The sequence below is a fragment of the Nitrococcus sp. genome, from assembly GCF_059432795.1.
Genome location: NZ_JBXWZQ010000219.1, coordinates 1 through 15,215, shown reverse-complemented (window position 1 = coordinate 15,215; position 15,215 = coordinate 1). Strand labels below are relative to the sequence as shown.

Here is a 15,215-nt window from a genome sequence, read left to right as displayed (position 1 = left end):
GCGATGATGGGTGAGGCTCCCTCCGAAGACCACACTGTGAAGGACGCCGTGCTCTTCACGCTGGAGGCTGAACAGGCCGAGCTCGAAGGCGTGAACGCCAACGGCGATCCGGAGCTGGAGGCGTCGGATGTTCAAAAGCTCGCCAAGGAGCTAAGGGAGGTGATCGAGGCGCTCAAGGCGCTGCCGGCCGACGATTCGCTCTTCGAGCTGCTCACCAAAGCCTGGCAGGGCTGGGATCTCGAGGCCGATCCGGCTGCCGAGGAGGGCGAAACGTTTCTGGAGAGTAACCCCTATGGGCCGATGGTGTTGCAGGCCTGGCGGGAATGGGACCAGGAGGAAAAAGAGCAGACGGCGTTTGCGCCGTGGCTTCGAGAATTGCTCGGCCAATACAAGCCGGGGCAGCTCTGGGAAGAGTATCGAAATTATCTGAAGCATCAGCAACCGGCAAACGAATAAGCCGCCGGAGCCACGCTCATGGACGTGCGACCGGCTGTGCTTCATTGCGTCGGTTGCATGCGCGGTACCGGCCTCGACGGCCGAGCGAAAGCTCAGCAAATAGAGAACTTGGAGCGTATAAACGAGTCCCCTATGTAAACAGGCCATGCTGGTGGCGGAACGGGGGTGATGGTTTGGGCATGAACGATCCATGGCAGATATTGCGTATCCCGCCGACGCGGGATCTTGGCAAGATTAAGGCCGCTTATCGCGCCCATGCCCAGCAATTTCACCCCGATAAAGCGCGGACGCCCGAGGAACGAGCGTGCTGCACGCGGCGGTTCATCGAGCTGCGGAATGCCTATATCGCTGCGAAAGGCGTGGCAGAGTACCAGTGTGATTTTCAGCGATTGAACCTTCGGCGCCCGCCTGATTTATCGGAGAATGCGCTTTTGTCCAACGACTGGTTCATGGCCAGCGTTGTGATTGTGGCCGGTTTGTTCGGGTTTTGGCTGCTTGGATGATGGCTGCGTAATGCCCGACCTCGCGAGAATCTTGCGAGCCGTTCCGCCTCTTCTGCACGAACTCCCCAATTGAGAAAATGCAGCCGCGCACGGGCTCGTCGTTCTCGCCCGGCGATGTTGCGTTGGGATCCAGGGCGGTGAATTGTCAGGCGTTGCGGTTCCTGTTACATTGCCGGTCGCCTGCGCGAGCGCACACAGTGGTGGTGGCGTCGGTCCCCCCGCGACGATATGCTGTAAACCCCGTCAGGCCCGGAAGGGAGCAGCGGTAGCAGCGGATTCGGGTGCCGGGATGTGGCTGGCGCCGCTACCTCCAATTCTACTTTCAGCCTGATACGGCCTTCCACGGCGGCGATGATACAATACCGCGAACGTGGTGGATCATGGACTTCTGATGAGCTACCAGGTTCTCGCCCGCAAATGGCGGCCCCGCACTTTCTCCGAGGTCGCGGGCCAGGAGCACGTGCTTCGTGCGCTGAGTAATGGCCTAACAAGCGGGCGTTTACATCATGCCTACCTCTTCGCGGGCACTCGGGGCGTCGGCAAGACGACGATCGCCCGTATTCTGGCCAAGTGTCTCAACTGCGAGCGGGAGGGCATTACGGCCGCGCCTTGCGGCGAATGCACCGCCTGCCGGGAGATCGATCAGGGGCGGTTCGTCGATTTGATCGAAGTGGACGCGGCCTCACGCACCCGGGTCGAGGACACGCGCGAGTTGCTGGACAATGTCCAGTACGCGCCCGCACGGAGCCGCTTCAAGATCTACCTCATCGATGAAGTTCATATGCTCTCCCAGCACAGTTTCAATGCCTTATTGAAGACATTGGAAGAGCCGCCGCCGCACGTAAAATTTCTGCTCGCCACCACGGATCCGCAGAAACTGCCCGCCACGATCCTATCGCGGTGCCTGCAGTTCAATCTCAAGCGGTTGTCGGTGAGCCGGATCGTGGATTTTCTCTCCGAGATTGTGACCCGGGAGGGTATCAGCGCGGAACCTGGGGCGCTGCGGCGGTTGGGCTATGCGGCCGATGGCAGTGTGCGGGATGCGCTTAGCCTGCTGGATCAGGCCATTGCTTATGGCGCCAATACGGTGGGCGACGAGGACGTTCGCGAGATGCTCGGCAGTGTCGAGCAGGATCTCCTGCTCGAGATCCTGGAAGCCCTAGCGCTCGAGGACGGCCGAGCATTGCTCTCGGTGGTGGCGCGCATGGCGGAGCGCACGCCGGATTTCGGTGCCGCTACGGCCGAGCTGCTGCTGCTTCTGCACCGTCTCGCCTTGGTTCAGAGCGTCGCTGAGGCAGCACCCGAGGATTTGCCTGGCCACGATCGCTTGCGGGATCTGGCGCACAGGCTGACGCCGGAGGACGTGCAGCTGTTCTATCAGATCGGGCTCACCGGGCGTCGGGATTTACCGCTCGCGCCCGATCCGCGCACGGGATTCGAGATGCTGCTTTTGCGCATGCTCGCGTTTCGACCCGCGGCGGTATTGCCGAACTCACCGGCGACGCAAGCAGCACAATCATCGCCTTCGTCGCCGAATACTCGGCATACCCGCGCGGCGCCGGGTGCCTCGAGTCGCGCGCCAGGCGAGGAGCGCGGAAACGAGAATACGACACAGGCGCCGAGCGATCTCGAGGAGCGAATTGCCGCCGAGCCGCCGCGATCGCTGCGCACGCCCGCGGATTGGCACGCGGTGGTCCGATCACTCTCGGGCGGTGGTATGGTTCGAGCACTGGCCAGTCATTGTCTGTGGCTTGGACGGGAGGGCGAGCTGGTCCAGTTGCGCATCGATCCGAGCCACGCGCATCTGCTCAATTCCAGCATAGAGACTCGTCTGTGCCGGACGTTATCGGAGCAACTCGGCGAGCGCCTGCGCGTGCGGATCGAAGTGGCTCGGGTCGAGGGGGAGACAGTCAGCGATCGGGAACGCGGTGAGCTTCAGGAACGCCAGAAGGCGGCGGAAGCGGCCATCGACAACGACCCCAACGTCGCGGCCTTCCGGGAAGCGTTTGATGCGCGGGTGATTCCCGACTCTATCCAGCCCCGTGAGGACTGAAACCGGTGCGGGAGATTTTTTCAAACGGCCGAATCGGCAGGAGAGGATGGCATGAACACAAAGGGCGGTGGCATGGGAAACCTGATGAAGCAAGCGCAAAAAATGCAGGAAAATCTCCAGCGAGCGCAGGAAGAGATCGCCAACCTCGAGGTCAACGGGCAGGCGGGGGGTGGACTGGTCAATGTAGTAATGACGGGACGCCACGAAGTCCGGCGCGTCAATATCGACGAGAGCGTCTACGATGATCGGGAGATGGTCGAGGATTTGGTGGCCGCGGCCTTTAATGACGCCGTTCAAAAGCTGGAAAAGGTCACCCAGGAGAAGATGTCCGGTTTGGCCCAGGGAATGGGGCTGCCCCCAGGAATGAAGCTGCCGTTTTGAAGCGATGAGCGATTTCTCGCCACTAGTCAGCGAATTGGTCGAAGCGCTGCGTTGCCTGCCAGGTGTCGGGCCGAAATCGGCCCAGCGCATGGCTTTTCATGTTCTGCAGCGTAACCGTGAGGCTGGGGCGCGCCTTGCCCGTGTTCTCGCCGAAGCGGTGGCCAAGGTGGGAGAATGCCGAAGCTGTCGCATACTTACCGAGCAAGCGACGTGCGCGATCTGCAGCAGCAGCAGGCGCGACCGCAGCGCGCTTTGCATCGTGGAAAATCCGGCCGATGTCTATGCTTTGGATCAGGCCACGGACTACAGGGGGCTCTATTTCGTGCTCAAAGGTCGATTGTCGCCACTGGATGGCATTGGGCCGGCGGAGCTCGGACTGGACAGCTTGGAGGAACGGTTTCGCGCGGGTGAAATTCGTGAAATCGTTCTTGCCACCAATTCGACCGTGGAAGGAGAGGCGACCGCTCAGTTCATCGCTGAGATGGCGCGAAACAGCGCGATTTATGTCAGCCGAATCGCCTACGGTGTGCCGGTGGGCGGGGAGCTGGAATACGTCGACAGCGGGACGTTGTCCCATGCTTTTTCAGGCCGCCGGGTATATCGCTAGCCCGTTACGCGGCAACGCCGACAAGGTCTTCGGTTGATCGCTTGCTGCCGCTGGCCGCGCAAGCGAGTGCCTATTGGAGAAGTGCTGGAGCCGATCTGCTAACCGCGGCTCGCTGCGCGTTTGCTGCGAAACCCTCGCTCGTGCCTGCTCAAATCGCCTTACGTACCGTCGTTTACGGCGGCTTGCCATGAGCTCGCGATATAGCCCGGAGCCTGTTCCACTATGGCTCAAGAAAGGCGAAGGCTTTTTGCTATCGAGATTATTGTCGTTCGTGCGTTTATAACTGTATAGGAGAGCAAGGATTGCCACCTATAACGCCGTTGGAAACATACAAGACAGTTTTGTTTGTTTGCCAGATAGAGCGAGAGCACAGCTCCGCTCACCTGCATTGCGCGCGAGGGGCGCTGGTTTCACATGGAAAATTTTTGTTAAAGTCGTTACATTGGTTCTTGAATTTCAAATTCAATGTCTTCAACTTCGTTCCGGTTTAGAATTGCAGGTATTTCCGGTCTCAGAGGTTGAGGTGGCTTGGTTCGTATCAGGATGGTGTGGTCGAGCACGAAGTCATTAAACACGTTATGTGCCGTTTGAATCGAGCGAGACGAGGTGCAGGAGAGAGCATGGATCTTTCTAAATATACGTTTGAAGAGCTTCAATGGCTGAAAAAGGATATCGACAAGGAGCTCACATCTCGGCGTAAGCTGGATGCCAAGAAGGCACAACAGGAACTGAAATCGGTTGCGGAGCGTTATGGCTTCAGTTTGAACGAGCTGATATCCGGCCAAGGTGGGAAATCGGCGCGCGCCAAAGGGGACGTGCGCTTCCGCCATCCTGAGGATACGAATAAGGTCTGGTCCGGGCGTGGACGTAAGCCGGTTTGGGTTAAGGAATGGGAGGCGAGTGGTCGCTCGCTGGAGGAACTCCGAGTCGGATAAGGTCGGCTTGGTCGCTGCAATCAGGATAATTGTTGACCCGCCGCCGGCTGTCTGGATTTTCAGACGAATCCCCGGCTCGATCTCCGATTGGGATGCGCAAGTGCCGGAAAACCATATCGTCATAAAGCGGCGCTCGCGCGGATCAGCGCGACAAACGGATGATCGGCTCCGCCTGCACAGTCGGACGTACCCGAGCGATTCCGCCCCGTGACCCGGTCAGGTTCGCAATCCGACGCCGCGGTGTAATAGATATAAGCTGATACATACCGAAGCAACGATAAAAGCGCTTATGATCAAATAGGCACTGTGAATCGGGATGTCGGATTCGCCGAGGAAGCCATAGCGGAAAGCATTCACCATATACAATATGGGGTTGGCCAGGGAAAGTTGGCGCCAGACCTCAGGGAGTAGCCCGATCGAATAGAACACACCCCCGAGATAAGTCAGGGGTGTCAGTATGAATGTCGGCACAATCGCTATATCATCGAATTTGCGAGCAAAAATCCCGTTGATGAATCCCCCGAGAGAGAATAACAAGGCGGTTAGGAATGCGACGCTGACCGTGATGAACGGGTGCTGAATCTGAATATCCGTAAAAAACATCGAAATAGAAGTGACGATCAATCCAGTCAACAGGCCGCGTCCCACGCCGCCGGCAAGATATCCGACGAGAATCGTGTAGTTGGGGGTCGGGGAGACCAGGATCTCCTCGATATGACGTTGAAACTTTGCCCCGAAGAACGAAGAGACTACATTCATGTAGGCGTTGGTGATAACGGACATCATTATGACGCCCGGAACGATGAACTCTATATAGCTGTGTCCGGACATAGGGCCGATGCGAGGTCCTATGAGATTACCGAAGATCACGAAATACAGCGTCATCGTGATGGCGGGCGGTAAGAGCGTCTGTAGCCAGATGCGCAGATAACGGTGCGTTTCTTTCCAGGCAATTGTACGCAGTGCGATCAGAGTCTGGCGCGCGTATCCGGGGGGCACGGCGGAACCCCTCATGCGGTCTTCTCTATTGGCGCGATATGTCCATCCGGCTCGGAGGGGCGTTTCAGCATGCGTACGAAGAGTTCCTCCAGTCGGTTGGTTTTGTTCTTCATGCTCACGACCCGCAGGTTGCGCTCCGCCAGTCGCGCGAATAACTCATTCAAATTCTGATCCGCGCGTACCTCCACCTCCAGGCAGGAGTCATCCACCGGGATGACCCGAAAGCCCTCAATGTCCGGCACGTGGGCGAGGCTGCCCTCCATATCGAGAAGGAAGCTCTGCGCGGTGAGCTTACGCAGAAGAGATCGCACATCGGTATGTTCGATGATTTGCCCCTGATCGATAATGGCGATGTTGCGACAAAGTGATTCCGCCTCCTCCAGATAATGTGTGCTGAGGATGATGGTGGTGCCTTCTGCATTGATCCGGCGGAGAAAACTCCACATGGAGCGGCGAACCTCGATATCGACGCCGGCCGTCGGTTCATCCAGAATGAGCAAGCGCGGGTGGTGAATCAGCGCCCGGGCGATCATGAGCCGGCGCTTCATTCCACCGGAGAGGGTTCGCGATACACTGTTGCGCCGGTTCCACAGACCGAGTTCCGTGAGGTAGCGCTCGGCGCGCTGATATGCGGTGCCCCGACTGATTCCGTAGAATCCCGCCTGGTTCAGAACGATCTGACCTACGGTCTCGAAGCTATTGAAATTGAACTCTTGCGGTACCAGCCCCAGGAGCGACTTGGCATGCCACGGCTCTTGATCAACAGGGTGGCCGAAGACCTCTACACGGCCGCGGGTCTTGCGCACGAGCGAGCTGACAATGCCGATAATGGTCGATTTGCCGGCGCCGTTGGGCCCGAGCAGGCCGAAGAACTCCCCCTCATCGACCACGAGGTCAACGTCGCGCAAAGCACGGACGCCGCCAGGATAAATCTTGTTCAGCCTGCTAAGGTAAAGGGCTTTCATGGATTCTGAAATTCACCGCGAATTCAGGGGCGGGCGAACGGGTAGCGTCAAGAGACGATATACTAGTCATCGGGTTGGCACGCGACAAGTCGGCTCCGACCCCCACAATTCGGAGGATGGACACCTGCAGGAGCGGCGACGTACAATTGCCGACTAACCTGTAATTGGTATTCGAACTCCTGGAATCAAGTGCAGCGGGAGGGTATCTCATCGATCCCTCCCGTTTTTGCGAGCAATCGGAGGGGTATTGGACCGGCCCGCAGTTATCGCACTCGACGACGGCACCGTATTTCACGGTCGAGCCGTCGGCATCGAAGGGCAAATCGTCGGCGAGGTCTGCTTTAACACCGCGATGAGCGGTTATCAGGAAATCTGCACCGACCCTTCATATGCCCGTCAGCTCGTGACGCTAACCTGCCCGCACATTGGCAATGTCGGCGCCAACCCGCTGGATAGCGAGTCGGACGGCGTCAAGCTTGCCGGGCTCGTGGTCCGGGACCTGCCGGTGCGGGTCAGCAACTGGCGTGCTCGCGAGACCCTGCCGGAGTACCTCGTACGGAACAATGTGGTAGCCATCGCCGGGGTCGACTCGCGCAGGCTCACACGCCATATACGTGAACGGGGTGCCTGCAACGGCTGCATAATGACCGGCGATGGAGACGCGCAGAGCGCAGTCGCGGCGGCACGGTCCTTTCCCGGGTTGCAGGGAATGGATCTCGCCTCCGTCGTTACGACGCGGGAGCGTTACGAGTGGCGACTCGGCAGCTGGTCGCTGGACTGCGCCGAGCGCGAGCCTGCGCCGCGTAGAGATGACGAACTGCCTTGGCACGTGGTGGCCTATGACTACGGCATCAAGCGCAACATCCTCCGCCGCCTGGTCGATCACGGATGCCGGCTCACCGTGGTGCCGGCGAAGACGTCTGCCGACGAAGTAATGGCGCTGCATCCCGACGGCGTCTTTCTCTCCAACGGGCCGGGGGATCCGCAGGCCTGCACTTATGCCATCGATGCCATCCGTGAGCTATTGGCCGTTGGAATTCCGATCTTTGGCATTTGTCTTGGTCATCAACTGCTGGCCCTAGCCTGCGGAGCCCGAACAATGAAGATGAAATTCGGTCATCACGGGGCCAACCACCCGGTGCTGGAGGTGGCAACCGGGCGTGTGTTGATTTCCTCGCAGAATCACGGCTTTGCTGTGGATGCGCCGACGTTGCCCGCGAACGTGCAGACGACCCATCGCTCGCTGTTCGACGGGTCACTGCAAGGCATTCAGTTGACCGATCGCCCGGCATTCGGCTTTCAGGGGCACCCGGAGGCCAGCCCAGGGCCGCATGATCTCTCGCCATTGTTCCAGTACTTCGTGGATCTGATCGCGTCCTCCGCGAGACGCGCTCCGGTCACGGGACGGACGTAGTAAGCACCAACGAGCTAGACGATGCCAAAACGCACCGATATCGGAAGCATCCTCATCATCGGTGCGGGCCCGATCGTTATCGGTCAGGCCTGCGAGTTCGACTATTCTGGCGCGCAAGCCTGCAAGGCTCTGCGCGAGGAAGGCTACCGCGTCGTGCTGGTCAATTCGAATCCGGCAACGATCATGACGGATCCGCAGACCGCCGATCGCGTCTACATTGAGCCGCTCAATTGGCAAACGGTGGCCAATGTCATAGCCCGAGAACGTCCGGATGCGCTGTTGCCGACGATGGGCGGACAAACGGCTCTGAATTGCGCCTTGGATCTCGCCAAGCATGGTGTGCTCGAGGAGTATGGCGTTGAGATGATCGGCGCGCGGAAATCGGCGATCGATAAAGCCGAGGATCGCGAGGCGTTTCGAACCGCGATGGGCAATATCGGCCTCTTTACGCCCCGGGCGCACATCGCGCACAGCCGGGAGGAGGCGCTTCAGGTTCACGCACAGATTGGTTTTCCGACCATTATTCGTCCCTCGTTCACCCTCGGTGGCAGTGGCGGCGGCATTGCCTACAATCGCGAGGAGTTCCTCGAAATTGTCGAGCGTGGGCTGGACCTCTCACCCACCGACGAGGTGTTGCTGGAGGAGTCGGTGCTCGGCTGGAAGGAGTACGAGCTGGAAGTGGTGCGGGACCATCACGACAACTGCATCATCATCTGCTCGATCGAGAACTTGGATCCGATGGGCATCCACACGGGGGACTCGATCACCGTCGCGCCGGCGCAGACTTTGACCGATAAGGAATACCAGCTCATGCGCAATGCCGCCATCGCGGTGCTGCGCGAGATCGGCGTCGAGACCGGGGGCTCCAACGTGCAGTTCGCGGTCAACCCAGCCGACGGGCATATGGTCGTCATCGAGATGAATCCGCGGGTTTCCCGCTCCTCGGCCCTGGCGTCCAAGGCGACCGGCTTCCCGATCGCCCGCGTGGCGGCCAAGCTTGCCGTGGGGTACACGCTCGATGAGTTGCGCAACGAGATCACTGGTGGTGCAACCCCGGCATCCTTTGAGCCCACGATTGACTATGTCGTAACCAAGATTCCCAGGTTCACTTTCGAGAAGTTTCAGAACGCGAAACCGGTGCTGACCACCCAGATGAAATCGGTGGGTGAGGTCATGGCGATCGGGCGCACGTTCCAGGAATCCCTGCAAAAAGCTCTGCGTGGGCTCGAAAACGGTCTGGAAGGTTTGGACGAGCGCGCCGGTGGGGAGCTCGAGGATGTCCACCCGCGGATCATCAACGAGCTGCGCGTTGCCGGGCCGGAGCGAATCCTCTGGGTAGGCGATGCGTTGCGGGCTGGCTATTCAGTGGAGCGGGTCCATGAGCTTACCGCCATCGATCCCTGGTTTTTGGCGCAAATCCAAGAGCTTGTCGAGATAGAGAACGACGTGCGAGAGCAGGGCGAGGCAGTTCTGAGCCGGGACCGCTTGTTTGCGCTAAAGCAACGCGGCTTTTCAGATGGTCGTCTCGCTAAGCTGCTCGGCCTTACGGCGGCTGAGGTGCGTCGCCGCCGTCATGCGCTGGACATCCGCCCGGTCTATAAGCGGGTGGATTCCTGCGCGGCGGAATTTGCGAGCAGCACCGCCTATTTGTATTCGACCTACGAAGAGGAATGCGAGGCCAATCCGACACAGCGCAAGAAGATCATCGTGCTCGGCGGAGGGCCCAACCGAATCGGTCAGGGTATCGAGTTTGATTATTGCTGCGTACATGCCGCTTTGGCCATGCGTGAGGACGGCTACGAAAGCATCATCGTCAATTGCAATCCGGAGACGGTATCGACCGATTACGATACGTGTGATCGTCTTTACTTCGAGCCGCTGACCCTGGAGGACGTGCTTGAAATCGTCGAGAAGGAGCAGCCTACCGGTGTGATCGTCCAATATGGCGGTCAGACACCGCTGAAGCTCGCCCGTGCATTGGAAGCCCACGGAGTGCCGATCATTGGCACACTGCCTGAATCCATCGATTTGGCCGAGGACCGAGAGCGTTTTCAGAAGCTCATCGATGAGCTCGGTATCCAACAGCCACCGAACCGGTCGGCCTCTGCGCTCGACCAGGCGCTGGCACTGGCGCGTCAGATCGGTTATCCGCTCATGGTGCGTCCGTCGTACGTGCTCGGTGGCCGGGCAATGGAGATCGTCTACGAGGAAGAGGACTTGCTGCAGTATATGCGCGAGGCGGTCAAGGTCTCCCCGGAATCCCCCGTGCTGCTGGATCGTTTTCTCGACGATGCCGTCGAGGTGGACGTGGATGCCGTGTGTGATGGCCAGGACGTGCTCATCGGCGGCATCATGGAACACATTGAACAAGCGGGCGTGCACTCAGGCGACTCGGCTTGCTCATTGCCGACTTACACCCTATCGACGGAGATTGGGGAGCAGTTGCGCGAACAGGTGCGGCTGATCGCGACCAAGCTGCGTGTGATCGGTCTGATGAACGCTCAATTTGCCGTCAAGGACAATAAGATTTATATCCTTGAGGTCAATCCCAGAGCATCGCGAACCGTGCCGTTCGTGGCCAAGGCCACCGGACTGCCCTTGGCGAAGATCGCCGCCCGCTGCATGGCGGGTCGCAGCCTAGCGGAGCAGGGCTGTACTCGGGAAGTGGTCCCAGCCTACTATTCGGTGAAAGAGGCCGTGTTCCCATTCGTTAAATTTCCGGGGGTGGACCCAATCCTGGGACCGGAGATGAAGTCCACGGGAGAAGTGATGGGTATCGGTCGCTCGTTTGGGGAAGCCTACGCCAAATCCCAGTTGGCGGCGGGCGTGGAGCTGCCGGCCCGGGGCTGCGCTTTCGTGAGCGTTCGCGATGCTGACAAGCTACCCGTGGTCGCGGTGGCGCGCGATCTCGCCCGCCGCGGATTCCGCCTGCTTGCCACGGGAGGCACGGGCCAGGCATTGCGCGCGGCAGGGATCGAGTGCGAATTGATCAACAAGGTTACCGAAGGGCGCCCGCATATCGTAGATGCCATCAAAAACGATAGCGTCCATCTGATAATTAATACGACTGAGGGCAGGCAGGCCATTGCCGATTCTTTCTCCATTCGCCGCGAGGCGCTGCAGCGTAAGGTGTGCTACACGACCACCATCGCCGGTGCACGGGCAAGCGTCCAAGCGTTGGATTATTTGGATTCGGGCGCAGTGATCTCGCTCCAGGAGCTTTATCGGGAGGCGACGGCATGAGCAGGAGACCACTGACCGTGCGTGGTGCACAGATGCTCAAGGAGGAGCTGACTCGGCTCAAGAGCAGGGAGAGGCCGAGGATTGTCCAGGCGATCGCCGAGGCGCGTGCACACGGGGATCTCAAGGAGAATGCCGAATACCATGCGGCGCGCGAGCAGCAAAGCATGCTCGAGGGGCGAATCGCCGAGTTGGAAGAAAAGCTTGCTAATGCCCAGATTATTGATGTGCGAAGTCTTGCGGCCGATGGCAAGGTGGTTTTCGGTGTGACGGTCGTGCTCGCTGATGAGAGCAGCGGCGATGAGATGACCTATCAGATCGTCGGTGAGGACGAAGCGGACATCAAGCACGGTAAGGTTTCGATTCACTCGCCGATCGCGCGTGCTTTGATCGGCAAGGAGGAGGGTGAGATCGTGGAGGTGCAAGCACCGGCGGGAAGCCGCAGCTACGAGATCGTTGAAGTGCGTTACGAGTAATAAAGGATACTCCGTTTCAAACGCCTACTTCGTGATACGCACGGGCGTATCGTTCGGCTCGATCGCACGACGCTGCCACACCAAGCCTGCGCGGCCTCTTGCGGCTCGCGCACGCCGGAGGTTGATAGGCAGGGCTCCTCGTATGAAGAAATCCCCTCCAGCGCCTGTCCAACGTTTTGATAGGGAGAGGTTGGCGGTTTTTGACTCGGTCAAGCTCGATCTCGCGGTGACGGCGCTCGTCGCCTTGGCCGCGATGCTGCTCATCGCCCGCCTTGATGCCCCACACTGGTTTGAGTTGTTGCTCTTGGCGGCGATCGGGCTCGGAGGTGCGATCCGGCTCGTGGTTCGCACGCATCGGGTGGCGCGTGCGTTCAGGGCCGATGCCTTGGAATGCACTGAAGGGGGGCAGGAGAACGGCGATGGCCCGTAGCCGCAGCACCCGCAAGTGGTTGAAGGCGCATGCCGCTGACGCCAGCGTGCGCGCTGCCCAGCGCCATGGCTACCGCTCGCGGGCCGTGTACAAGCTCATTGAAATCGATCAGCGTGACCGGCTGATATCCCAAGGAATGACCGTGGTTGACCTGGGTGCTGCCCCGGGTAGCTGGAGCCAGTACTGCATCGAGCGCCTCGGTCCGAGGGGGCGGTTGATCGCATTGGATATATTGCCCATGGAACTCTTGCCGGGTGCGCAGGTGATGCAGCGCGATTTCCGCGACGAGAGCACACTCGACGAACTCCTCCGTCATTTGCACGCTCGCCCGGCGCACCTTGTTTTATCGGATATGGCGCCCAATATTTCAGGCTTAGCGGCAATTGATCAGCCCCGTGCCATGCAATTAGCCGAGACAGCGTTGGATCTGGCACGACAAATTCTCGCCCGCGATGGCAGTTTCCTGGTGAAAGCGTTTCAGGGTGAGGGGTTTGAAGATTTCATACGAGAGTTGCGCGAATGTTTTCGAAAGGTTGTGATTCGCAAACCCAGGGCGTCGCGAGAACGTTCTCGTGAAGTCTACGTGTTGGCCCGCCATACTGTCTGTAGTAAGGTTTAGTTAGGGTTCCACCCACGCCCGGCGTAGCCGGCGACAAATCGATCGAGGTGTCTAGCCTTGAATGACATGGCGAAGAATCTGATCCTTTGGGTGGTCATCGCCATTGTGCTGATGTCCGTGTTCAGTAATTTCCAAGATCAGACGATGACCTCGCCTGAGCTTTCCTATTCTCAGTTTCTGGACGAGGTGAAGCAGGGCAAGGTGGCGCAGGTGACTATCAAGGGACAGGTCATCCGCGGCCAGAGCGCGTCTGGTGAGACCTTCAATACGTACAGCCCGGAGACGGACAACGAGGCGCTGATCGGCACGCTTCTGGACCATGGGGTGCAGATTCGAGCGGAGAAGCCTGAAGGTCGAAGCATGCTGCTTCAGATCCTGATCTCATGGTTCCCGTTCTTGCTGTTGATCGGCGTGTGGATCTATTTCATGCGGCAAATGCAAGGCGGCGGCGGTGGTCGTGGGGCAATGTCCTTCGGCAAAAGCCGTGCCCGTATGATGTCCGAGGAACAGATCAAGATCACGTTTGCCGACGTGGCTGGCGTCGAGGAGGCTAAGCAGGACGTCGTCGAGTTGGTCGAGTTCCTGCGCGACCCGGCGAAGTTTCAGCGCCTTGGTGGCCGAATCCCCAAGGGCGTGCTGATGGTCGGTCCGCCCGGAACAGGTAAGACCTTGCTCGCCAAAGCGATCGCTGGTGAAGCGCGGGTGCCTTTTTTCACAATTTCGGGATCCGATTTCGTCGAGATGTTCGTCGGCGTCGGTGCTGCCCGGGTGCGCGACATGTTCGCCCAAGCGAAGAAACATGCACCTTGCATCATCTTCATCGACGAGCTTGACGCGGTAGGGCGTCAGCGGGGCGCCGGTCTGGGCGGTGGACATGACGAGCGCGAGCAGACGCTGAATCAGATGCTGGTGGAGATGGACGGCTTCGAGGGAAGCGAAGGTATCATCGTCATAGCCGCGACCAACCGTCCGGATGTGCTCGATCCGGCATTGCTCCGGCCGGGACGTTTCGACCGGCAGGTGGTGGTGCCGTTGCCGGATGTCCGTGGGCGCGAGCAGATTCTCAAGGTTCACATGGCCAAGGTACCCTTCATGGAGGAGGTGGATATTCGGGTCATTGCCCGCGGCACGCCCGGATTTTCCGGTGCCGACCTGGCTAATTTGGTGAACGAGGCGGCTCTGTTTGCCGCCCGCCGAAACAAGCGTCTGATCGATCAGCAGGACTTTGAAGACGCCAAGGACAAGATCATGATGGGCGCCGAGCGCAAGTCCATGGTGATGAGTGAGGATGAAAAGCGCTTGACGGCGTATCATGAGGCGGGTCACGCGCTGGTTGGCTTGCTCTCCCCGGAGCATGACCCGGTTCATAAAGTGACGATCATCCCGCGCGGTAGGGCGCTTGGTGTGACGATGTTCTTGCCCGAGGAGGATCGCTACAGTTATACCAAGCAACGCCTCAACAGCCGGCTGGCGAGCCTTTTCGGTGGCCGCCTCGCCGAGGAGATGACCTTCGGTCGGGAGCGGGTTACCACGGGCGCGCAGAACGACATACAGAACGCCACCGAAATAGCCCGCAATATGGTTACCAAATGGGGCCTGTCCGATCGAATGGGGCCGCTTGCTTACGGCGAGGACGAGGGCGAGGTGTTTCTCGGGCATGCCGTGACCCAGCACAAGCAGATCTCCGATGAGACCGCCCATGCCATTGATGAAGAGGTGAGGCGCATCATCGACGAGAACTACCGTCGTGCCAAGAAGATCCTCGAAGAGAACAATGACAAGTTGGCCAATATGGCGGAAGCGCTGATTAAATACGAGACGCTCGACCGCCAGCAGATCGAGGATATCTTGAATGGCCGACCACCACGTCCTCCCGAGGACTGGGACGGTCCGGCCTCTGCATCCGGTGCCGGCGGCATTGATAAACAGCCTGGCGAGTAAGCGCCGGGCGCCAAATCCGGCGGCAAAATCGGTCGACCCGCTAGCGAGCACTATCCGGCGAACTCATGTCGGCGGCCGCTTCGCCGAAGATGCTCGAGTGCGGTGGCAAATTAGTTGATTTGTCCTCGCCTCGCGGGATGGGCGTGCTGATCATCACCCGAGATTCGGTTTCGGTCGGGGCTGATTTGTTTGGTCT

General features: G+C 59.4%; 14 protein-coding genes and 1 other RNA gene. 13 read left to right on the top strand and 2 right to left on the bottom strand.

Translation table 11 applies throughout. The features are described from left to right. From AC52Q4_RS15685 to AC52Q4_RS15655, 7 genes are all read left to right on the top strand, one after another. The coding region (locus AC52Q4_RS15685) for a hypothetical protein (protein WP_495537737.1) at positions 1 to 456 on the top strand (456 nt) is incomplete at its 5' end. A 179-nt stretch (positions 457 to 635) separates the two neighbouring features. Then, positions 636 to 959, top strand: coding sequence for a J domain-containing protein (locus tag AC52Q4_RS15680; RefSeq protein WP_495537736.1), 324 nt, complete (start codon positions 636 to 638; stop codon positions 957 to 959). Positions 960 to 1,166: 207 nt separating this feature from the next. Continuing rightward, positions 1,167 to 1,263, top strand: an RNA gene (ffs, locus tag AC52Q4_RS15675) — signal recognition particle sRNA small type. Between the two features lie 87 nt (positions 1,264 to 1,350). Next, the gene (gene dnaX / locus AC52Q4_RS15670; protein ID WP_495537735.1) at positions 1,351 to 3,012 is read left to right on the top strand and encodes a DNA polymerase III subunit gamma/tau; all 1,662 of its coding nucleotides are present in this window, start codon (positions 1,351 to 1,353) and stop codon (positions 3,010 to 3,012) included. 51 nt (positions 3,013 to 3,063) lie between these two features. Further along, positions 3,064 to 3,393 carry a YbaB/EbfC family nucleoid-associated protein gene (locus AC52Q4_RS15665; RefSeq protein ID WP_495537734.1) on the top strand — a complete coding sequence of 110 codons (330 nt, stop codon included), beginning with the start codon at positions 3,064 to 3,066 and terminating at the stop codon, positions 3,391 to 3,393. Between the two features lie 4 nt (positions 3,394 to 3,397). Then, positions 3,398 to 4,000 carry a recombination mediator RecR gene (gene recR / locus AC52Q4_RS15660; RefSeq protein WP_495537733.1) on the top strand — a complete coding sequence of 201 codons (603 nt, stop codon included), beginning with the start codon at positions 3,398 to 3,400 and terminating at the stop codon, positions 3,998 to 4,000. Between the two features lie 620 nt (positions 4,001 to 4,620). Next, on the top strand, positions 4,621 to 4,935 hold the full coding sequence (locus AC52Q4_RS15655; RefSeq protein WP_495537732.1) for an H-NS histone family protein: 315 nt from the start codon (positions 4,621 to 4,623) through the stop codon (positions 4,933 to 4,935). A 216-nt stretch (positions 4,936 to 5,151) separates the two neighbouring features. Here AC52Q4_RS15655 and AC52Q4_RS15650 read toward each other — a convergent pair whose 3' ends face one another. Both AC52Q4_RS15650 and AC52Q4_RS15645 read right to left on the bottom strand, forming a co-directional pair. Beyond that, the gene (locus AC52Q4_RS15650; RefSeq protein ID WP_495537731.1) at positions 5,152 to 5,949 is read right to left on the bottom strand and encodes an ABC transporter permease; all 798 of its coding nucleotides are present in this window, start codon (positions 5,947 to 5,949) and stop codon (positions 5,152 to 5,154) included. Beyond that, entirely contained in the window at positions 5,946 to 6,899 is a 954-nt protein-coding gene (locus AC52Q4_RS15645; RefSeq protein ID WP_495537730.1) for an ABC transporter ATP-binding protein, read from the bottom strand. The genes AC52Q4_RS15650 and AC52Q4_RS15645 overlap by 4 nt, the downstream gene beginning before the upstream one ends. Positions 6,900 to 7,146: 247 nt before the next feature. Here AC52Q4_RS15645 and carA point away from each other — a divergent pair, with 247 nt between their 5' ends. The 6 genes from carA (at position 7,147) to ftsH (ending at position 15,019) form a co-directional block, all read left to right on the top strand. Continuing rightward, on the top strand, positions 7,147 to 8,313 hold the full coding sequence (gene carA, locus AC52Q4_RS15640) for a glutamine-hydrolyzing carbamoyl-phosphate synthase small subunit (protein WP_495537729.1): 1,167 nt from the start codon (positions 7,147 to 7,149) through the stop codon (positions 8,311 to 8,313). A gap of 21 nt (positions 8,314 to 8,334) precedes the next feature. After that, entirely contained in the window at positions 8,335 to 11,556 is a 3,222-nt protein-coding gene (carB, locus tag AC52Q4_RS15635) for a carbamoyl-phosphate synthase large subunit (protein WP_495537728.1), read from the top strand. Beyond that, complete coding sequence (gene greA, locus AC52Q4_RS15630) at positions 11,553 to 12,029, top strand: transcription elongation factor GreA (protein WP_495537727.1); 477 nt, start codon at positions 11,553 to 11,555, stop codon at positions 12,027 to 12,029. Before carB ends, greA begins: the two co-directional genes overlap by 4 nt. A gap of 190 nt (positions 12,030 to 12,219) precedes the next feature. Beyond that, positions 12,220 to 12,459, top strand: coding sequence for a hypothetical protein (locus AC52Q4_RS15625; RefSeq protein WP_495537726.1), 240 nt, complete (start codon positions 12,220 to 12,222; stop codon positions 12,457 to 12,459). Continuing rightward, positions 12,449 to 13,078, top strand: a complete 630-nt coding sequence (rlmE, locus tag AC52Q4_RS15620) for a 23S rRNA (uridine(2552)-2'-O)-methyltransferase RlmE (protein WP_495537725.1) — start codon at positions 12,449 to 12,451, stop codon at positions 13,076 to 13,078. The genes AC52Q4_RS15625 and rlmE overlap by 11 nt, the downstream gene beginning before the upstream one ends. Before the next feature lie 66 nt (positions 13,079 to 13,144). Continuing rightward, on the top strand, positions 13,145 to 15,019 hold the full coding sequence (ftsH, locus tag AC52Q4_RS15615) for an ATP-dependent zinc metalloprotease FtsH (protein WP_495537724.1): 1,875 nt from the start codon (positions 13,145 to 13,147) through the stop codon (positions 15,017 to 15,019). Positions 15,020 to 15,215: the final 196 nt, after the last annotated feature.